The 14,928-nt window shown below is 66.9% G+C and carries 15 protein-coding genes; 12 read left to right on the top strand and 3 right to left on the bottom strand.

From position 1 onward, the window contains the following. Positions 1-69 precede the first annotated feature (69 nt). On the top strand, positions 70-2,040 hold the full coding sequence (locus ABL308_09940; GenBank protein XBQ15278.1) for a S9 family peptidase: 1,971 nt from the start codon (positions 70-72) through the stop codon (positions 2,038-2,040). A 131-nt stretch (positions 2,041-2,171) separates the two neighbouring features. Here the strand turns inward: ABL308_09940 and ABL308_09935 are convergent, their stop codons facing one another. Beyond that, positions 2,172-3,017, bottom strand: a complete 846-nt coding sequence (locus tag ABL308_09935; GenBank protein XBQ15277.1) for a squalene/phytoene synthase family protein — start codon at positions 3,015-3,017, stop codon at positions 2,172-2,174. Between the two features lie 144 nt (positions 3,018-3,161). On the opposite strand from ABL308_09935, the gene ABL308_09930 reads away from it, so the two are divergent. From ABL308_09930 to ABL308_09910, 5 genes are all read left to right on the top strand, one after another. Further along, a complete protein-coding gene (locus tag ABL308_09930) occupies positions 3,162-3,758 on the top strand; it encodes a superoxide dismutase (protein XBQ15276.1) in 597 nt (198 codons plus the stop codon). 82 nt (positions 3,759-3,840) lie between these two features. Beyond that, positions 3,841-5,187: a serine hydrolase domain-containing protein gene (locus ABL308_09925; GenBank protein ID XBQ15275.1), complete on the top strand. Its 1,347-nt coding sequence runs from the start codon at positions 3,841-3,843 to the stop codon at positions 5,185-5,187. Between the two features lie 54 nt (positions 5,188-5,241). Then, on the top strand, positions 5,242-5,844 hold the full coding sequence (locus ABL308_09920) for an MgtC/SapB family protein (GenBank protein ID XBQ15274.1): 603 nt from the start codon (positions 5,242-5,244) through the stop codon (positions 5,842-5,844). Positions 5,845-5,973: 129 nt separating this feature from the next. Further along, the gene (locus ABL308_09915; protein XBQ15273.1) at positions 5,974-7,791 is read left to right on the top strand and encodes a L,D-transpeptidase family protein; all 1,818 of its coding nucleotides are present in this window, start codon (positions 5,974-5,976) and stop codon (positions 7,789-7,791) included. Beyond that, positions 7,791-8,888, top strand: a complete 1,098-nt coding sequence (locus ABL308_09910) for a D-Ala-D-Ala carboxypeptidase family metallohydrolase (protein XBQ15272.1) — start codon at positions 7,791-7,793, stop codon at positions 8,886-8,888. The genes ABL308_09915 and ABL308_09910 overlap by 1 nt, the downstream gene beginning before the upstream one ends. A 238-nt stretch (positions 8,889-9,126) precedes the next feature. Here the strand turns inward: ABL308_09910 and ABL308_09905 are convergent, their stop codons facing one another. Next, positions 9,127-9,297 (bottom strand): hypothetical protein, encoded by a 171-nt coding sequence (locus ABL308_09905; GenBank protein XBQ15271.1) that lies wholly within the window; start codon positions 9,295-9,297, stop codon positions 9,127-9,129. Between the two features lie 257 nt (positions 9,298-9,554). After that, positions 9,555-9,878 carry a DUF1476 domain-containing protein gene (locus ABL308_09900; protein XBQ15270.1) on the bottom strand — a complete coding sequence of 108 codons (324 nt, stop codon included), beginning with the start codon at positions 9,876-9,878 and terminating at the stop codon, positions 9,555-9,557. A gap of 236 nt (positions 9,879-10,114) precedes the next feature. On the opposite strand from ABL308_09900, the gene purC reads away from it, so the two are divergent. From purC to purL, 6 genes are all read left to right on the top strand, one after another. Beyond that, a complete protein-coding gene (gene purC / locus ABL308_09895) occupies positions 10,115-10,876 on the top strand; it encodes a phosphoribosylaminoimidazolesuccinocarboxamide synthase (protein ID XBQ15269.1) in 762 nt (253 codons plus the stop codon). Beyond that, positions 10,873-11,115 (top strand): phosphoribosylformylglycinamidine synthase subunit PurS, encoded by a 243-nt coding sequence (gene purS, locus ABL308_09890; GenBank protein XBQ15268.1) that lies wholly within the window; start codon positions 10,873-10,875, stop codon positions 11,113-11,115. The genes purC and purS overlap by 4 nt, the downstream gene beginning before the upstream one ends. A 320-nt stretch (positions 11,116-11,435) precedes the next feature. Further along, positions 11,436-11,690: a type II toxin-antitoxin system ParD family antitoxin gene (locus ABL308_09885; GenBank protein XBQ15267.1), complete on the top strand. Its 255-nt coding sequence runs from the start codon at positions 11,436-11,438 to the stop codon at positions 11,688-11,690. Further along, positions 11,674-11,961 carry a type II toxin-antitoxin system RelE/ParE family toxin gene (locus ABL308_09880; protein ID XBQ15266.1) on the top strand — a complete coding sequence of 96 codons (288 nt, stop codon included), beginning with the start codon at positions 11,674-11,676 and terminating at the stop codon, positions 11,959-11,961. The genes ABL308_09885 and ABL308_09880 overlap by 17 nt, the downstream gene beginning before the upstream one ends. 55 nt (positions 11,962-12,016) lie before the next feature. Continuing rightward, positions 12,017-12,685 (top strand): phosphoribosylformylglycinamidine synthase subunit PurQ, encoded by a 669-nt coding sequence (purQ, locus tag ABL308_09875; protein XBQ15265.1) that lies wholly within the window; start codon positions 12,017-12,019, stop codon positions 12,683-12,685. Further along, positions 12,682-14,925, top strand: a complete 2,244-nt coding sequence (purL, locus tag ABL308_09870) for a phosphoribosylformylglycinamidine synthase subunit PurL (protein XBQ15264.1) — start codon at positions 12,682-12,684, stop codon at positions 14,923-14,925. Before purQ ends, purL begins: the two co-directional genes overlap by 4 nt. Positions 14,926-14,928: the final 3 nt, after the last annotated feature.

Here is a 14,928-nt window from a genome sequence, read left to right as displayed (position 1 = left end):
GATGAGTGTTGACCTCGGCGTGCGAGCAACGCCTAATCGCAGCGTTAACGCCATGAGGGGGGAGGGGAAATGAACCTCGAACGTTACGCCGGCGCCGTCGCCGCCGCTCTGACCGGCGCGGTGAGCGCGCTGGTGGTCGCCGCTGCGCCGGCTGAGGCCCGCCAGCAACGCATCGATGTCGAGAACTTCGCCGCGCTGCCGTTCTTCGATTCGCCGAGCATCTCGCCGGACGGGACGAAGGTCGCGATGATCCGCCGTCAGGAGGAATTCAACGCGGTCGCTTACAGGGAACTTGGAAGCGACGAGACCGGCTTCCTGAATTTCGGCGATCTGAAGGTCCGCAGCGTCACCTGGGGCCCGGCTGATACGCTGATCGTCCGCGTGACGCAGACCGAGCGCATCCGCTTCACCTCCGACGACCAGCGGTTCGAATTCGGCGCGGTCTTCCTGGCACAGACCGATGGAAGCGGCACGATGACCCAGCTGCTCACCGACACCCGTCAGATCGGCATCAACGGGTCGCTCTCCTCGATCGAGTCGATCGATTGGGAGAACGAGAAGATTTACATGTCCGCCCAGGGCGAGATCGGCCGCAATCAAGGCTGGGGCGATATTCCGCGCCTGCTGTTCGAGATTGATCCGCGAACCGGGGAGTCCAGCGTCGCCGAGCGAGGCGACGGCGAGACGGTCGGCTGGTTCTTCGGTGCGGGAAACGAGCCTGCGGCGCGGATCAAGATCTCGTCGAGCGGGCGCACCCAGATGATCGAGGCGCGCAACGACCGCGGCGGCTATCGTGAAGTCTACCGCTCGGACGGCGAGGACGAGTTCGTGGCGATCTGGGGAGTCGCCCCGGACGGAGACGGCTATGTCGCCAGCATGCCCGACGAAGATCTCGGCCTGGTGCGGTTTAATCTCGAACGCGGCGAGATCGGCGAGACGCTATATACGCCCGATCAGGCCGAACTCGCCGGGACAGTCTCGGATCGCTTTTCGGGGCGCCTGCTCGGCGTGCACCATAGCCAGGACGTCGACACGCACTGGTTCGATCCGCAGTTCGCCGAGTGGGAGAGCATGCTGGAAGGCGCGATCCCCGACGAGGACATCAGGTTTCTCAGCTGGAGCCGCGATCGCTCCACGATCATTGTCGGAACCGTCGATCCGCGCTTCCCGTCCGACTTCTACGTCTTCCGGCCCGAGCAGATGTCGCTCGAATTTCTGGGGTCGAGCTATCCCGCGCTGCGCTCAGTCGAGCTGCCCGCTCGCGAGCGCGTGACCTACACCGCGCGCGACGGCACGGAAATCCCGGCCTATCTGACCACGCCCGCCGGCGAAGGTCCGATGCCGATGGTGATCCTGCCCCATGGCGGCCCCGCCTCCTACGAGCGGCCGGGCTATGACTGGCTCGCGCACGGCATCGCGTCGCAGGGCTATGTCGTCCTGCAGCCTGATTTCCGCGGATCGGACGGGTATGGCGACGAGTGGGAAGAAGCAGGCTGGGGCGAGTGGGGCATCGGCATCATGCAGCACGACCTCACCGACGGGGTGAACTACTTCGTCGAGCAGGGCCTGGTCGATCCCGACCGTGTCTGCATCGCCGGAGCGAGCTATGGCGGTTACGCCACCCTCGCCGGAATGATTTTCACCCCTGAGATCTACGCGTGCGGCGTGGCGATCTCTCCGGTGAGCGATCTGGTGGACATGGTCTCCTGGACCCAGCGCCGCGGCGGGTTCAACAACCCGACCACGCGCTACTGGCGCAAGGCGATGGCGGCGAACGACAATTCCCGCCTGGCCGAAGCCTCGCCCGCGCGGCACGCGGAGAACGCGCAAGGCCCGATCCTGCTGATCCACGGGCGTGACGACACCGTCGTGCCGATCGATCAGAGCGAGAAGATGGTCAGCGCGCTCGAGCGCGCCGGCAAGCCGGTGGAGTTCATCGCCCAGGACGGCGAGGACCACTGGATCTCCAACTACGAAACGCGGGTGGAGACGCTTGCAGAGCTGGTGGCGTTCGTCGATCGCCATATCGGCCAGCCCTGAGACCGGCGAGGCCCGTGCGCTCAGCCGGGACCTCGAGATGAACAGCGGCGCCGGGTGATGAACCCGGCGCCGTTTTCATGTCGGCGCGGACGTTCTGTGCCGGCGGCGCTGCAGCGGGTCGAGGCCCAGCCCTAGACCCGCCCGGTCAGCGAGCCCCAGGTGAGCCGCCACTGCCGGGCGCTGAGCGGGCGTTCGGGGACTTCGCGATAGGGGTCGGAGACGGCCCTGAAGGCTTTCAGATAGCCCCGCGCCAGCCCCGCATAGCCGACCGCCGGAAACACGCCGGCGGGCAGAGAGCTGCGCGTGCGCTTGAGCATGGCGGCGGCGTCGTCGGCTTCTTTCAGGAGCCCTGCGAGCGCGGCTTTGGCGTCTTCAGGTTTGCGGCCTGCGGCGAGGTCGGCCTCGTTCAGAGCGGCGCCGGCAAGCTCGTCTGCGGCGTAGGGCGGCCGTCCCGCCTGGCAGAGCGCTGGGAACGCCCGCACCAGCCCTGCGAACCCCCAGAGCCGGCCCGCCGCCATGACCGCCGCGCCCGCTTCGCCGCCGAGATCGACCGAAGGCTCGCACAGCCGGGCTGCCGCGCGCATCAGGGTGACGGCGGTGCGGTCGACGTAATCGCGCCGGTCCTCGCGGGTGGGGAACGGGCCTTCGCCGAGATCGGCGGCGCGCGCCTCGACCAGGCGGACGAGCTCGTCCTTCGAAGGCGCGCCGGGCGCCTCCCTCAGCTCGGACAGCGCTTCGTAGACGTCGTGGCGGCGCACTTTCGGAGGATCGGCGAACAGATCCTCGACCGCCTCGCGCGCCCAGGCCAGGCGCATCTCGCCGATCACCGCCTCGCTCACCGAATCGGGCACCCGCGCGATCTCGTGGTAGAAGGCGTAGAGCGCGAACAGCCGTCCGCGTACTTCGGGCGCAGCGAACAGCGCGGCCATGCGGCGGTCGGGATCGGTCTTTTCCAGAAAAGCGTCGAAATCGGTCATCGGGCGGGCGGTCCGGTGGACAGGAAGCGGGCTCAGACCATATGAAGACCGCACGAAGTTTCCAGCCGTCCGCGCAGGCGCCCGTCTTTTTCGCTCGCGCGTTCGGCATGGCGACCGATCGCTCACATCAAGGGAGACCCCCGCATGGCCTTCACCCTGCCCGACCTGCCCTATTCCAAGGACGCGCTCGCCCCGCACATCTCCGCCGAGACGCTGGAGTTCCATCACGGCAAGCACCACAAGGCCTATGTCGACAAGGCGAACGCCGCGCTCGAAGGCTCGGACTATGACGGCTCCGACCTCGAAGCCACGATCAAGAAGTCGTGGGACAAGAAAGACATGGGCATGTTCAACAACGCCGCTCAGATCTGGAACCACACCTTCTACTGGCACTCGATGAGCCCGAACGGCGGCGGCGCCCCGAAAGGCGAGATCGCCGAGGCGATCAACCAGTCCTTCGGCTCGTTCGAGAAGTTCGCCGAGGACTTCAAGAACGCCGGCGCGACCCAGTTCGGCTCGGGCTGGGCGTGGCTGGTGAAGAACGGCTCGAAGCTCGAAGTGCGCAAGACGCTGAACGCGGAAAACCCGATCACCGACGGCGCCACCCCGCTGATCACCATGGATGTGTGGGAGCACGCCTACTACCTGGATTACCAGAACCGCCGCCCCGACTACATGGGCGCGTTCCTGGGCCATCTGATCAACTGGGATTTCGCCAACGAAAATCTCGCCAAGGCTTAACAGCCCGGCGCGAACGGGCGATCATGAAGGCCGCGGCGCGCCTTGCGCCCGCGGCCTTTTCTTTTACGGGTTCGGGGATTTCATGATGGTGTCGATCGAGGAACGGCGTCTGCGCCTTCTTTTTGGAACGGGCGTTCTGGCGCTGCTTCTGAGCGCCTGCGGCGATCGCGAGGCCGAGGCGCCGGAACCGGCGGCCGCGCCTGCGCCGGCTGCAGCCCCCGCGCCCGAACCCGAGATCGTCGGCTTCTCCCGCTCCGGCCTTGAAGCGATCGACGCCCGGCTCGATCAGCTGGTGCAAAACGGTGAACGGTCCGGCGTCGTCATGGTGCTCGCCCGCGACGGCGTGGTGCGCCATGTCGCCGAGGCCGGCTGGGCGGACGTGGAGAGCGAGCGCCCGATGACCGCGGACACGCTGGTGCGCGTCGCCTCGATGACCAAGCCGGTGACCGCGGCGGCCGCGATGATGCTGATCGAGGACGGCGTGCTCTCGCTCGACACCCCGGTCAGCGATTACGTTCCGGCCTTCGCGAACGCGCGCGTGGCCACCTCGACCAGCGTCGACGAGACCTACGAGATCCCCACCGAGCCTCTGGCCCGGCCGATCACGATCGAGCACCTGCTCACCCACACCGCCGGGCTCGGCTACATCTTCGATTACCAGACCAATCTGGGCGCGCTTTATATCGGCAACGACATCTATTCGGGCGGCGGAGACACGCTGGCCGCACGGATGGAGACGCTGGCGGGCCTGCCGCTCTATTTCCAGCCCGGCGAGCGCTGGTATTACTCCTACGCCTCGGACGTTCTGGGCCATGTCGTCGCCGAGGCCTCGGGCATGCCCCTTGAGGACTTCCTGCAGCAGCGCCTGTTCGGCCCGCTGGGCATGGACGACACCACCTTCTTCCCCGGCGAGGCTTATGCGGGCCGGATCGCCACGCTCTACACCCATGACGACATGAGCGAGCTCGTCGCTGTCGAAGGCTCCGCCGATCAGGCCGCGGTCGCGCCCTTCGAAGCGGGCGGGGCGGGGCTGTTCTCCACCGCGAACGACTATCTGCGCTTCGCTCAGATGCTGGCGAACGGCGGAGTGCTGGACGGGGTGCGCGTGCTGACCGAAGCCTCGGTTCAGGCGATGACCACCCCGCACGTCACCGAAGACCGCGCCCCCGCCGGCATGAGCGATATGGACATGGGTTACGGCTACGGGCTCGGGGTCACCTATGACGGCCCGGGGTTTCATGAGCACCGCAGGACCGGCGATTTCGGCTGGGCGGGCTATTTCGACACCGAGTTCGTGGTCAGCCCATCGACCGGCATGGTCGCGCTGATCCTGGCGCAGGAAGAGCCCGGCGCGACGACGGCCGAGACCACCAGCGCCCGCTCGATCTTCAACGAACTCGCCTATTCCGCTCTGCCGCGGGAAAGCTGACCGGAACGGCCCGCCCCGGCCGAGGGTTTGCTCCGTACACGCGCGGAGCATCCCATGGCCGACATGATCGACTGGCTGAACTTGCCCCCCCAGCCGGCGTCCTTCTGGGACGCCGCGCTGAGGCTGGCCGTGGCGGCGCTTCTGGGTGCGGTGATCGGCTTTGACCGCGAGGCGAGCCAGCGCCCGGCCGGGCTTCGCACCAACATGCTGGTCAGCCTCGCCGCGTGCCTGTTCACCCTCACCGCGCTGAGCCTGGTTCAGTCCGCCAGCGAGGCGGGAGACGCCGCCCGCGCCGACCCGATCCGCGTCATCGAGGCGGTGACCGCCGGTGTGGCCTTCATCGCCGCAGGCACGATCATCCGCGCCCGCGCCTCGGTGCAGGGCGTGACGACGGCCGCCGCCCTGTGGCTTGCAGGCGCTGCAGGGGTGACCTGCGGGGCGGGCCAGTTCGATCTCGCGCTCGCCGCGGTTCTGCTCGCGGTTCTGGTGCTCGCCTGCATCGGCCGGATCGAGGCGGCGGTGTTCTCCCACAAGGACGAGGATCAGGATTGGACCGCTGCAGGCGACCCTGAAAACGCGCCCGAGCCCGAGGGTGAGGGAAACGACGAGGGCGTCAGCAACAGCCCCGTTTCACCGGACCGCCAAGCGGAGCGGTGAACGCGCAAACCGCCTCAGGGTTCTGGCAAACTTCATGTGTAATCACAGGTATTCGCTGCGGAACGGCGGGCGCGGCGGTCTGTTGTCTACTCACATCCCGTTTTGCAGCCGCCCTGAAAGGGTCAGGTCATGAACCATTCCCGCGACTGGATGCGCAGCGCCGCGATCGCCGCGCTCCTCGCCCTCCCCGCCGCGCCGGCCGCTTTCGGCCAGGACGCCGACAGCGATCCCGAGCCCGATGCGCGCGTCGACTACAACCCCGCCACCATGGGTGAACAACAAGGCCCGGACGGAAAGATCCGCGAAGGCACCGTCGCCGCCGCGATCCGCGACGCGGTCGAAGGCGGCGCGCTCGCCAGCCGGATGAGCGAGATCTCCGAAGGCGTGATCTCCGCGGCCGAGCAGACCTATGTCATGCGCGTGCACGATCCGATCTGGGACCGTGAAGGCGTGAGCGATTTTCTCGACGCGCTGGATCGCGCGCCCGAATACGGGCTGCGCATCGCCCCGTCGATGATCCAGCGCGTGCAGGCCGCCGCCGAGACCCTGTCGGGGTCTGCGAGCACGCAGGCCCGCGCCGAGGCCGATCTCGACCTCACCGCCGCCTTCATGAGCTACGCGGACGCGCGCCTGAACGGCGCGGTCGATCCGGACTCCCTTGAAGGCATCAAGTTCGAAAAGCCCCAGCCCGAACCGCTGCGCAGCTTTCTGGGCGCGGCGGGCGCGGGCCAGTTCGATCACGGCCGGCTCGATCCTGATTCCGACGGCTTCCGTAATCTGCAGGAGATCCTGCAGGTCTATCGCCGTCACGCCGAGAACGGCGGCTTCACCACGATTGAGCGCGACGCCGTCGTGACCTTAGGCGAAGCGAGCCCCGTGGTGCGCGTATTGCGCCAGCGCCTCGCCGAAGAAGGCTATGACGTGGATGCGCCCGCCAGCGTGCGCCGCGGCACGCCTGAACGCGACATGCGCATGACGCCCGCCGAGCCCGGCGGTTCGCGCCAGGACGCGCAATCGAGCGTGCCCGAGCCCGAGACTTTCGACGAGACCATGCAGGCTGCGCTGGAAGCCTTCCAGGAAGACCACGGCCTGACCGTGGACGGCGTGCTCGGTCCGAACACGATCGAGGTGCTCAACCAGCCGGTTGAGGAGAAGATCGCCACCATCGAGGCGAACATGGAACGCTGGCGCTGGGCGCCGACGGACATGCCCGACCGGCACGTGCGGGTGAACCCGCCCGCCTTCATCGCCCAGGGCTATCAGGACGGCCGTCCTGCGATCACCATGGAGGCGATCGTGGGTCAGGGCCGCAGGCCGACCCCGATGATGGCCGACGAGATCGAATACTTCGTCGCCAATCCGCGCTGGTACGTGCCCGAGAGCATTTTCCGCAAGGACAAGCTCGAGCGCATCCGGAACAATCCGGGCTATCTCGAGGAGAACGGATATTTCGTGCTCGAGCGGTCGAGCGGCGACCAGGTGCCGATCGATCAGATCGACTTTTCCGACGACTCCGTGGTCGAGGAATACCGTCTGGTCCAGGGCCCCGGCCCGAACAACGCGCTGGGGCAGATCAAATTCATGTTCCCCAACGAGCATGCGATCTATCTGCACGACACCCCGGCCGACCATCTGTTCGACCGCGAGGAGCGCGCCTTTTCCTCAGGCTGCGTGCGGCTCGAACGGCCGCTCGACATGGCCGAATGGATCGTGAGCGAGAACGGCGGCGATCTCAGCTATGAGGAGGTTCGCACAGCCGTGAACGGCGACGAGCTGCAGCGGCTCGAACTCGCCACGCCCCTGCCCGTTTACCTGTTCTACTTCACCGCGGCGGAGGCCCGCGACGGCCAGGCCGTGTTCTACGAGGACATTTACGGCCGCGACGCCGAGCTCATCGCCGCGCTCGAACGCGAAGCGGTTTCGATCGGAGACAGCGGAGGCGCCTGATGACACGCACCCCGACCACAGCCTGCGCCGCGATGACAGCGCTCGGCCTCGCCGCCTGCGAAGGCGGCGGGGACGGTTCGGGCGCGTCGGGTGCGGAGCTTTCCGAAGACGGTCCGTATTCGCTCGCCGCAGCGAGCGCGAGCGCGGAGATCGAAGGCTACGCCGACGCCCGCGAACTCGCCGCCGCCGAACGCACCGCCGCCGAGGCGTCCAGCGCCATCGAGGCGGTCCACGACCGGCTTCTGACCGCCGAGGCGCCCACCGAAGCCGAATGGCTCGAAGTGACGATCGACGGCGAGCCGGCCGCCCACCCGGTCTGGCACCACGAGGTCATGCCCGGCGCCGCCTTCGAGCTGAGCGCTGGAACCGAATTCGCGGTCTCCATCGACGGCACGATCGTCTCGGAGGCGGCCGGAAGCCATGCGCTGACCGCGCCTGACACGCCGGGCGTGCACATGCTGCGCGCCTTCACCGCCGAGGGCGACGTGCAGCAACTGACCCTGTTCGTGCTCACCCCCTGGGACGGCGACACGGTGCTGGAGGGCTACCGGATCGGGACCTATCCGGAGAAGCCGCCGAAGGGCTTCATCCGCCTGACGCAGGCCGACATGGACGCCCCGGTCAGCCCCAGCTTCGTGATCGGCCAGTTCATCTGCAAGCAGCAGCCCGGCCACTGGCCGAAATTCATCCTCACCTCCGAGCCCATGCTGAAGCGGCTCGAACTGCTGCTCGAAAACCTGCGCGAGGACGGCCGCACCGAAGCGGAGACCTTCTTCATCATGAGCGGGTTCCGGACGCCGTTCTACAACACCGCCATCGGCTCTTCGCGCCTGAGCCGGCACATGTACGGCGACGCGTCGGACATCTATCCCGACGTCGAAGGAAACGACGACGTGATGGACGACCTCAACAATGACGGACGCATCACCCGCGCGGACGCCGAATGGCTCTACGACTACGCCGCCGAGCTGTACGCCAATTCCGACGAGGTGGTCCCCGGCGGCATCGGTGCCTACGGCGCGAACGCGGTGCACGGCCCGTTCGTGCATATCGACGGCCGCGGCCGCGCCGCCCGCTGGGGCCGCGGCGGCAGCTGAGGATCGGTCGTGTGAAGCCTTGCGCACCCACTCCCTCCCCTTGATGGGGAGGGTGTCCGCGAAGCGGACGGGTGGGGTGGTGATCGTCGAGCGCCGTATTCTGAAAACCCGGCGCTCCCCCAACCGACCCGGCGCTACGCGCCGGCCCGTTCGACCGTTCGATCGATCCCCCGGATCGATCTCGGCGGCCTCACCCCCACAGAGGGGGAGGGAGTAAAAATCGGATTGCGGACTAGGCTTAACCGATAAGCCGGCGTCTGAGCTCGGGATCGGGCAGCGCGCAAAGATCGCACCGGCCGAACCAGGCGATCCGGTTCTTCGCGACGAGCCTGTAGACCGGCTCGCGCAAAGGCCCGGGCAGGGCCGCGCCCAGCGCGGCGAGCGCGTTCCAGGGAAATTTCAGGCGCAAGCCGGCCGTCACGACCGCGCGCGCCGGTCAGCGCCTCGCCGTCCTTGATCAGAAGCCAGCTGTCGGGATCTGACGGGTCGAGCCCGTTTTCGGTCAGGAGCGCCCGGCCGAGATCGCTCTGCACCGTGGCGATCGCGAACCGGTCGGCGTAATCGTTCGCCGCGATGATCCGCGCCCCCCGGCTGCACAGCGCGCAATCGCCGTCCATGACGAGCACGATCTTTCCGGCGGGAAGGCGCGGGTCAGGCACGAGCTGTTCAGCTCTCCTCGCGGACCTGCTTGCGCGCGTCCTCGAGCAGCTGCTCCATCTTGTGGCGGATCTGGTGGTCGGACTGCTCGATCCCGCGCGCGTCGAAATCGCCGCGGATCTTGCGGAACACGTCCTCGTGGCCGGCCTCTTCGAAATCGGCCTTCACGACGGCGTTGGCGTAGTCGAGCGATTCGGCCTCGCTCATGCCCATCAGCTCAGCGGCCCAAAGGCCCAGAAGCTTGTTGCGCCGGGCGGTCGCCTTGAACTCCAGCTCCTGGTCGTGGGCGTATTTGTTCTCGTAGGCTTTTTCGCGATCGTCGAAACCGGACATAGGCGCGCTCCCTGAAGCGTGAGTTTTCACCTAGGTAGCCTCGCGCCCGCCGCGGTTCAATCGCGCTGAGCCCGAGCGGGACGAAACGCCGCCCGGCGTTCAGCCCGCCTTCAGCGCCGGTGTTGCTCAGCCTCGGCGCGGCGTCGTATAATCACGCGCAAAGCGGCCCGTCTTACGGGCCGTTTCGCATTTTTCGCCGGAGCGCGCGCCCGCGCCGTCCGGAGACCGGAGCGACCATGTCCCGCCGCAAGAAACTCTACGAAGGCAAGGCGAAGATCCTCTACGAGGGCCCCGAGCCGGGCACGCTTGTGCAGCACTTCAAGGACGACGCCACCGCCTTCAACAACAAGAAGAAGGCCGTGCTGGAGGGCAAGGGCGTCCTCAACAACCGGATTTCAGAGTTCATCATGGAGCATCTGAACCGGATCGGCGTGCCGACCCATTTCATCCGCCGGCTCAACATGCGCGAACAGCTGGTGCGCGAGGTCGAGATCATCCCGCTCGAAGTGGTGGTCCGCAACGTCGCCGCCGGTTCGATCGCCAAGCGCTTCGGCCTTGAAGAGGGCGAGCCCCTGCCCCGCTCGATCGTGGAGTTCTATTACAAGAACGACGCGCTGGACGATCCGATGGTCTCTGAAGAGCACATCACCGCGTTCAACTGGGCCACCACCCAGGACATCGACGACATGATCGCGCTGTCGCTGCGGGTGAACGATTTCGTCTCCGGCCTGTTCGCCGCGGTCGGCATACGCCTTGTAGACTTCAAGCTCGAATTCGGCCGGATCTACGACCAGCACGACATGGCCCGCGTGATCCTGGCTGACGAGATCAGCCCCGACAGCTGCCGGCTGTGGGACATGGATACGAACGAGAAAATGGACAAGGACCGGTTCCGCCGCGATCTCGGCAACGTCACCGAAGCCTATGCGGAGGTGGCGCGGCGGCTGGGAATCATGAAGGAAGCCGGTCAGAACGGTATCGACGAGCAGGTGTCATGAAAGCGCGCGTTCACGTCTATCTCAAACCCGGCGTCCTCGACCCCCAGGGTCAGGCCGTCGCGACCTCGCTGAACCATCTCGGCTTTGAAGAGGTCAGCGCCGCCCGCCAAGGCAAGTTCATCGAGCTCGACCTCGACACGGCCGACGCCGAGGAAGCCCATCAGCGCGTCACCGAGATGTGCCAGAAGCTGCTCGCCAATCCGGTGATCGAGAACTTCGACATCGAGCTGAGCGCGTAACCGCGCGGCGTTCTCCGCTATCCTGCAAAAACCCCGGCGTCCCGCGCCGGGGTTTTTCGTGGCCCTCGTCGGGCGGTTTTCTCCAAAGGCTCAATGTCCTCGCTTCCCGGCCAAGCGGCGTAGCCGCGCAGAGCCGGGATCTACGCTCGGCGCTCAGCAAGGATTGCTGAGTGTTTCCGGTCGGTCCCGGCTCGGCGGCCTTCGGCCTTGGCCGGGAAGCGATGAGCGGAGTCGCGATCAACGCGAGCGGCAGCTTCTACCCCCCTCCCCTTCCCGCTCCATTTATGGCAATCTTTGCCATCAAACCGAGGAGCCCCGCCATGGCCACGATGAACGTCTCCCTGCCCGACGCCCTGAAAAAGCATGTCGAGGAACGCGTCGCCTCGGGCGAATACGCCAGCGCCAGCGACTTCGTCCGCGATCTCGTCCGCAAGGACATCGAGACGAAGAAGAAATGGGACGAGTACCGCCGCCTGATCCAGGAAGGCATCGACAGCCCGGTCAGCGACGCGACCTTCGACGAAATTGTGGAAGCCGCCCTAACGCGAGCAAGCGCTGATGGCGCGCCGGATTGAATACAGCGAAGCGGCGTTCGCCGACCTCGCCGAACTCACCCGCTACGGCGCGTTGGAATTCGGCGTCGCGGCCTCAAGAGCCTTCGCCGCACAAATCAAGTCCACCGTCAGGACTCTGTCTGACTTTCCTTTTGCTGGCGAGGCGACGCCGGGCGAGACGTTCCGTACCTTTGTCGTGCGCTCACACCGCATTTTCTACCGCGCCGAAGACGACCGGCTCCTCGTCCTGCGTATCCTGCACGCGCGCCAGCTTCCGCCCGGCCTGGTCTGAAATCGGGCTACCGAGGCGCTACCCAATCGGCGCGCACCCTGCTAAAGGGCGGGCCATGAAAACAGCCGTCATCGTCTATCCCGGCTCGAACTGCGACCGCGACGCGGCCACGGCGATCGAGCGCGTCACCGGAACCGCCCCGGCCATGGTCTGGCACGGCGAGCCGAGCCTGCCTGAAGGCCTTGATTTCATCATGGTCCCCGGCGGGTTCTCCTATGGCGATTATCTGCGCTCCGGCGCGATCGCCGCACGCTCGCCGATCACTGCGGACCTGGTCAAGAAGGCCGAGGCCGGCGTGCCGATCCTGGGGGTCTGCAACGGCTTTCAGATCCTGACCGAGACGGGTCTTCTGCCCGGCACGCTGATGCGCAACGCAGGCCTGCGCTTCGTCTGCGAGCGCGTGCCTTTGAAGGTCGAAACCTCGAACACGGCGTTCACGCGCGGCTATGAGAGCGGCCAGACGCTCAACATTCCCGTCGCCCATCATGACGGCAATTTCTTCGCCGACGACGAGACGCTGAACCGCATCGAAGCCGACGGTCAGGTCGCCTTCCGCTACGGCGTGAACCCGAACGGCTCGGCCCGCGACATCGCCGGGGTGACCAACGAAAAGGGCAACGTGCTCGGCATGATGCCCCACCCCGAGCGCGCGGTGGATCCCACCCATGGCGGGACTGACGGGCTGGCGCTGTTTGAGAGCATTCTGGGGAAGGTGCACGCATGACCAATCCCGCCCAGAGCCGCTACGCTGACGGTATCGATGAAGAGATCGTGCTCGAGCACGTCACCGCCGACGAGTACGAGATAATCCTCAAGGAGCTCGGCCGCGCGCCGAATCTCGTCGAACTCGGCATCTTCTCGGTGATGTGGTCCGAGCACTGCTCGTACAAATCCTCGCGGCTTCACCTGGCGAAGTTTCCCACCAAGGGCGAGCGCGTGGTCTACGGCCCCGGCGAGAACGCCGGCGTGGTCGATATCGGCGACGGCCAGGTGGCGGTCTTCAAGATGGAGAGCCACAACCACCCCAGCTTCATCGAGCCCTATCAGGGCGCGGCGACCGGCGTGGGCGGGATCTTGCGCGACGTGTTCACCATGGGCGCGCGCCCGGTGGCGCTGATGAACGCGCTCAGGTTCGGCGATCCCAGCCACCCCAAGACCCGCCAGCTCGTCTCCGGCGTGGCCGCCGGCATCGGCGGCTACGGCAATTGCGTGGGCGTGCCGACGGTCGGCGGGGAGACCAATTTCGACAAGGGCTATAACGGCAACATCCTCGTGAACGCGATGGCGGTGGGCCTTGCGAACCGCCACGGCATATTCACTGCGGCGGCGCGCGAGACCGGCTTCCCCGTTCTGTATGTCGGCGCAAAGACGGGCCGTGACGGCATTCACGGCGCCACGATGGCCAGCGCGGAGTTCGGCGAGGGCAGCGAGGAAAAGCGCCCCACCGTTCAGGTCGGCGACCCCTTCACCGAGAAAAAGCTGATCGAAGCCTGCCTCGAACTGATGGCCGAAGACGCCATCAGCTCGATCCAGGACATGGGCGCGGCGGGGCTCACTTCGTCTTCGGTGGAGATGGCGAGCCGCGGCGGTCTGGGCATCGAGCTCGACCTCGACCACGTGCCCCAGCGCGAAGTGAACATGACGGCCTATGAGATGATGCTCTCTGAATCCCAGGAGCGCATGCTGATGATCGTCAAACCCGGCCGCGAGCATGTCGCCGAGCGGGTGTTCCGCAAATGGGATCTCGACGTCGCCACGATCGGCCAGACCGCCGATCACGGCCGTCTGGTGCTGCGCCACAAGGGCGAGGTGGTCTGCGACCTGCCGCTCGATCCGATCGGGGAGAACGCGCCGAAATACGACCGGCCGAGCTTCCCCGCCGAAGCCCGCGCGACCATCAAGCCGAAGGACCTGCGCGCGCCGGACGATCTTGGAAAGACCCTGCTCGCGCTCGTCGGCTCGCCCGACATGGCGTCGAAGAAATGGATCTGGAGCCAGTACGACCGCCATGTCATGGCCGACACGGTCGCAAGCTCTGAAGACCCCTCCGACGCCGCCATCGTGCGCATCCACGGCACCAACAAGGCGCTGGCGATCACCACCGACTGCACGCCGCGCTACTGCCTGGCCGACCCGTTCGAGGGCGGCAAGCAGGCCGTCGCGGAGACCTGGCGGAACCTGACCGCGGCGGGCGCGGACCCGATCGCGATCACCGACTGCCTGAATTTCGGCAATCCCGAACGCCCCGAAATCATGGGCCAGTTCGTGGGCTGCGTGGAGGGCATGGCTGAGGCCTGCAAGGCGCTCTCCTTCCCCGTCGTGTCCGGCAACGTCTCGCTTTATAACGAGACCGACGGCCGGGCCATTCCGCCCACCCCCGCGGTCGGCGGCGTGGGGCTCATTCCTGACGTTTCGAAGCGCGGCGGATACGGCTGCCTCAGCGAAGGCGACGTGGTGCTGCTGGTCGGTGAAACGCGCGGCGAGCTGGGCGCTTCTCTCTATCTGCGCCTCGTCGAGGGCCGCGAAGACGGCTTCCCGCCGCATGTCGACCTCGCGGTGGAAAAGCGCAACGGCGACTTCGTGCGCGAGGAAATCCGCGCCGGCCGCGCGCGGGTCGTCCACGACCTCTCAGACGGCGGCCTCGCCGGCGCGGTGGCCGAGGTGGCCATGGCGACAGGCGTCGGCGTGAAGCTCGCCCATACCGGCAAGCTGCCCGTCTTCGCCTGGCTCTTCGGCGAGGATCAGGCGCGCTATCTGGTCGCCACCACGGCGGCCGACGCCGAGCAGATCCGCGCCAACGCCAAAGCCGCCGGCGTGCCGGTCGAGGTGATCGGGATCGCAGGCGGCTCGGACGTCAGCGTGAACGGCGCGCACGGCGTGCCGGTCGCTGCGCTGAAACAGGCCCATGAAAGCTGGATGCCGCGCCTGATGGCCGGCGAGCCGGACGCGGTCGCGGCGGAATAGGCC

The sequence above is a fragment of the Oceanicaulis sp. genome (assembly GCA_040112665.1).
Taxonomy (GTDB): Bacteria; Pseudomonadota; Alphaproteobacteria; order Caulobacterales; family Maricaulaceae; genus Oceanicaulis.
This window is presented reverse-complemented; position numbering and strand designations above follow the sequence as displayed.

Excerpts from the sequence above, each read along its gene's own strand:
- ABL308_09900 (XBQ15270.1), bottom strand. The coding sequence starts at position 9,878 with ATGTCCGGTTTCGACGATCGCGAAAAAGCCTACGAGAACAAATACGCC.
- ABL308_09940 (XBQ15278.1), top strand. The coding sequence starts at position 70 with ATGAACCTCGAACGTTACGCCGGCGCCGTCGCCGCCGCTCTGACCGGC.
- ABL308_09915 (XBQ15273.1), top strand. The coding sequence starts at position 5,974 with ATGAACCATTCCCGCGACTGGATGCGCAGCGCCGCGATCGCCGCGCTC.
- ABL308_09930 (XBQ15276.1), top strand. The coding sequence starts at position 3,162 with ATGGCCTTCACCCTGCCCGACCTGCCCTATTCCAAGGACGCGCTCGCC.
- ABL308_09910 (XBQ15272.1), top strand. The coding sequence starts at position 7,791 with ATGACACGCACCCCGACCACAGCCTGCGCCGCGATGACAGCGCTCGGC.
- purS (XBQ15268.1), top strand. The coding sequence starts at position 10,873 with ATGAAAGCGCGCGTTCACGTCTATCTCAAACCCGGCGTCCTCGACCCC.
- ABL308_09925 (XBQ15275.1), top strand. The coding sequence starts at position 3,841 with ATGATGGTGTCGATCGAGGAACGGCGTCTGCGCCTTCTTTTTGGAACG.
- purL (XBQ15264.1), top strand. The coding sequence starts at position 12,682 with ATGACCAATCCCGCCCAGAGCCGCTACGCTGACGGTATCGATGAAGAG.
- ABL308_09885 (XBQ15267.1), top strand. The coding sequence starts at position 11,436 with ATGGCCACGATGAACGTCTCCCTGCCCGACGCCCTGAAAAAGCATGTC.
- purC (XBQ15269.1), top strand. The coding sequence starts at position 10,115 with ATGTCCCGCCGCAAGAAACTCTACGAAGGCAAGGCGAAGATCCTCTAC.
- ABL308_09935 (XBQ15277.1), bottom strand. The coding sequence starts at position 3,017 with ATGACCGATTTCGACGCTTTTCTGGAAAAGACCGATCCCGACCGCCGC.
- purQ (XBQ15265.1), top strand. The coding sequence starts at position 12,017 with ATGAAAACAGCCGTCATCGTCTATCCCGGCTCGAACTGCGACCGCGAC.
- ABL308_09920 (XBQ15274.1), top strand. The coding sequence starts at position 5,242 with ATGGCCGACATGATCGACTGGCTGAACTTGCCCCCCCAGCCGGCGTCC.
- ABL308_09880 (XBQ15266.1), top strand. The coding sequence starts at position 11,674 with ATGGCGCGCCGGATTGAATACAGCGAAGCGGCGTTCGCCGACCTCGCC.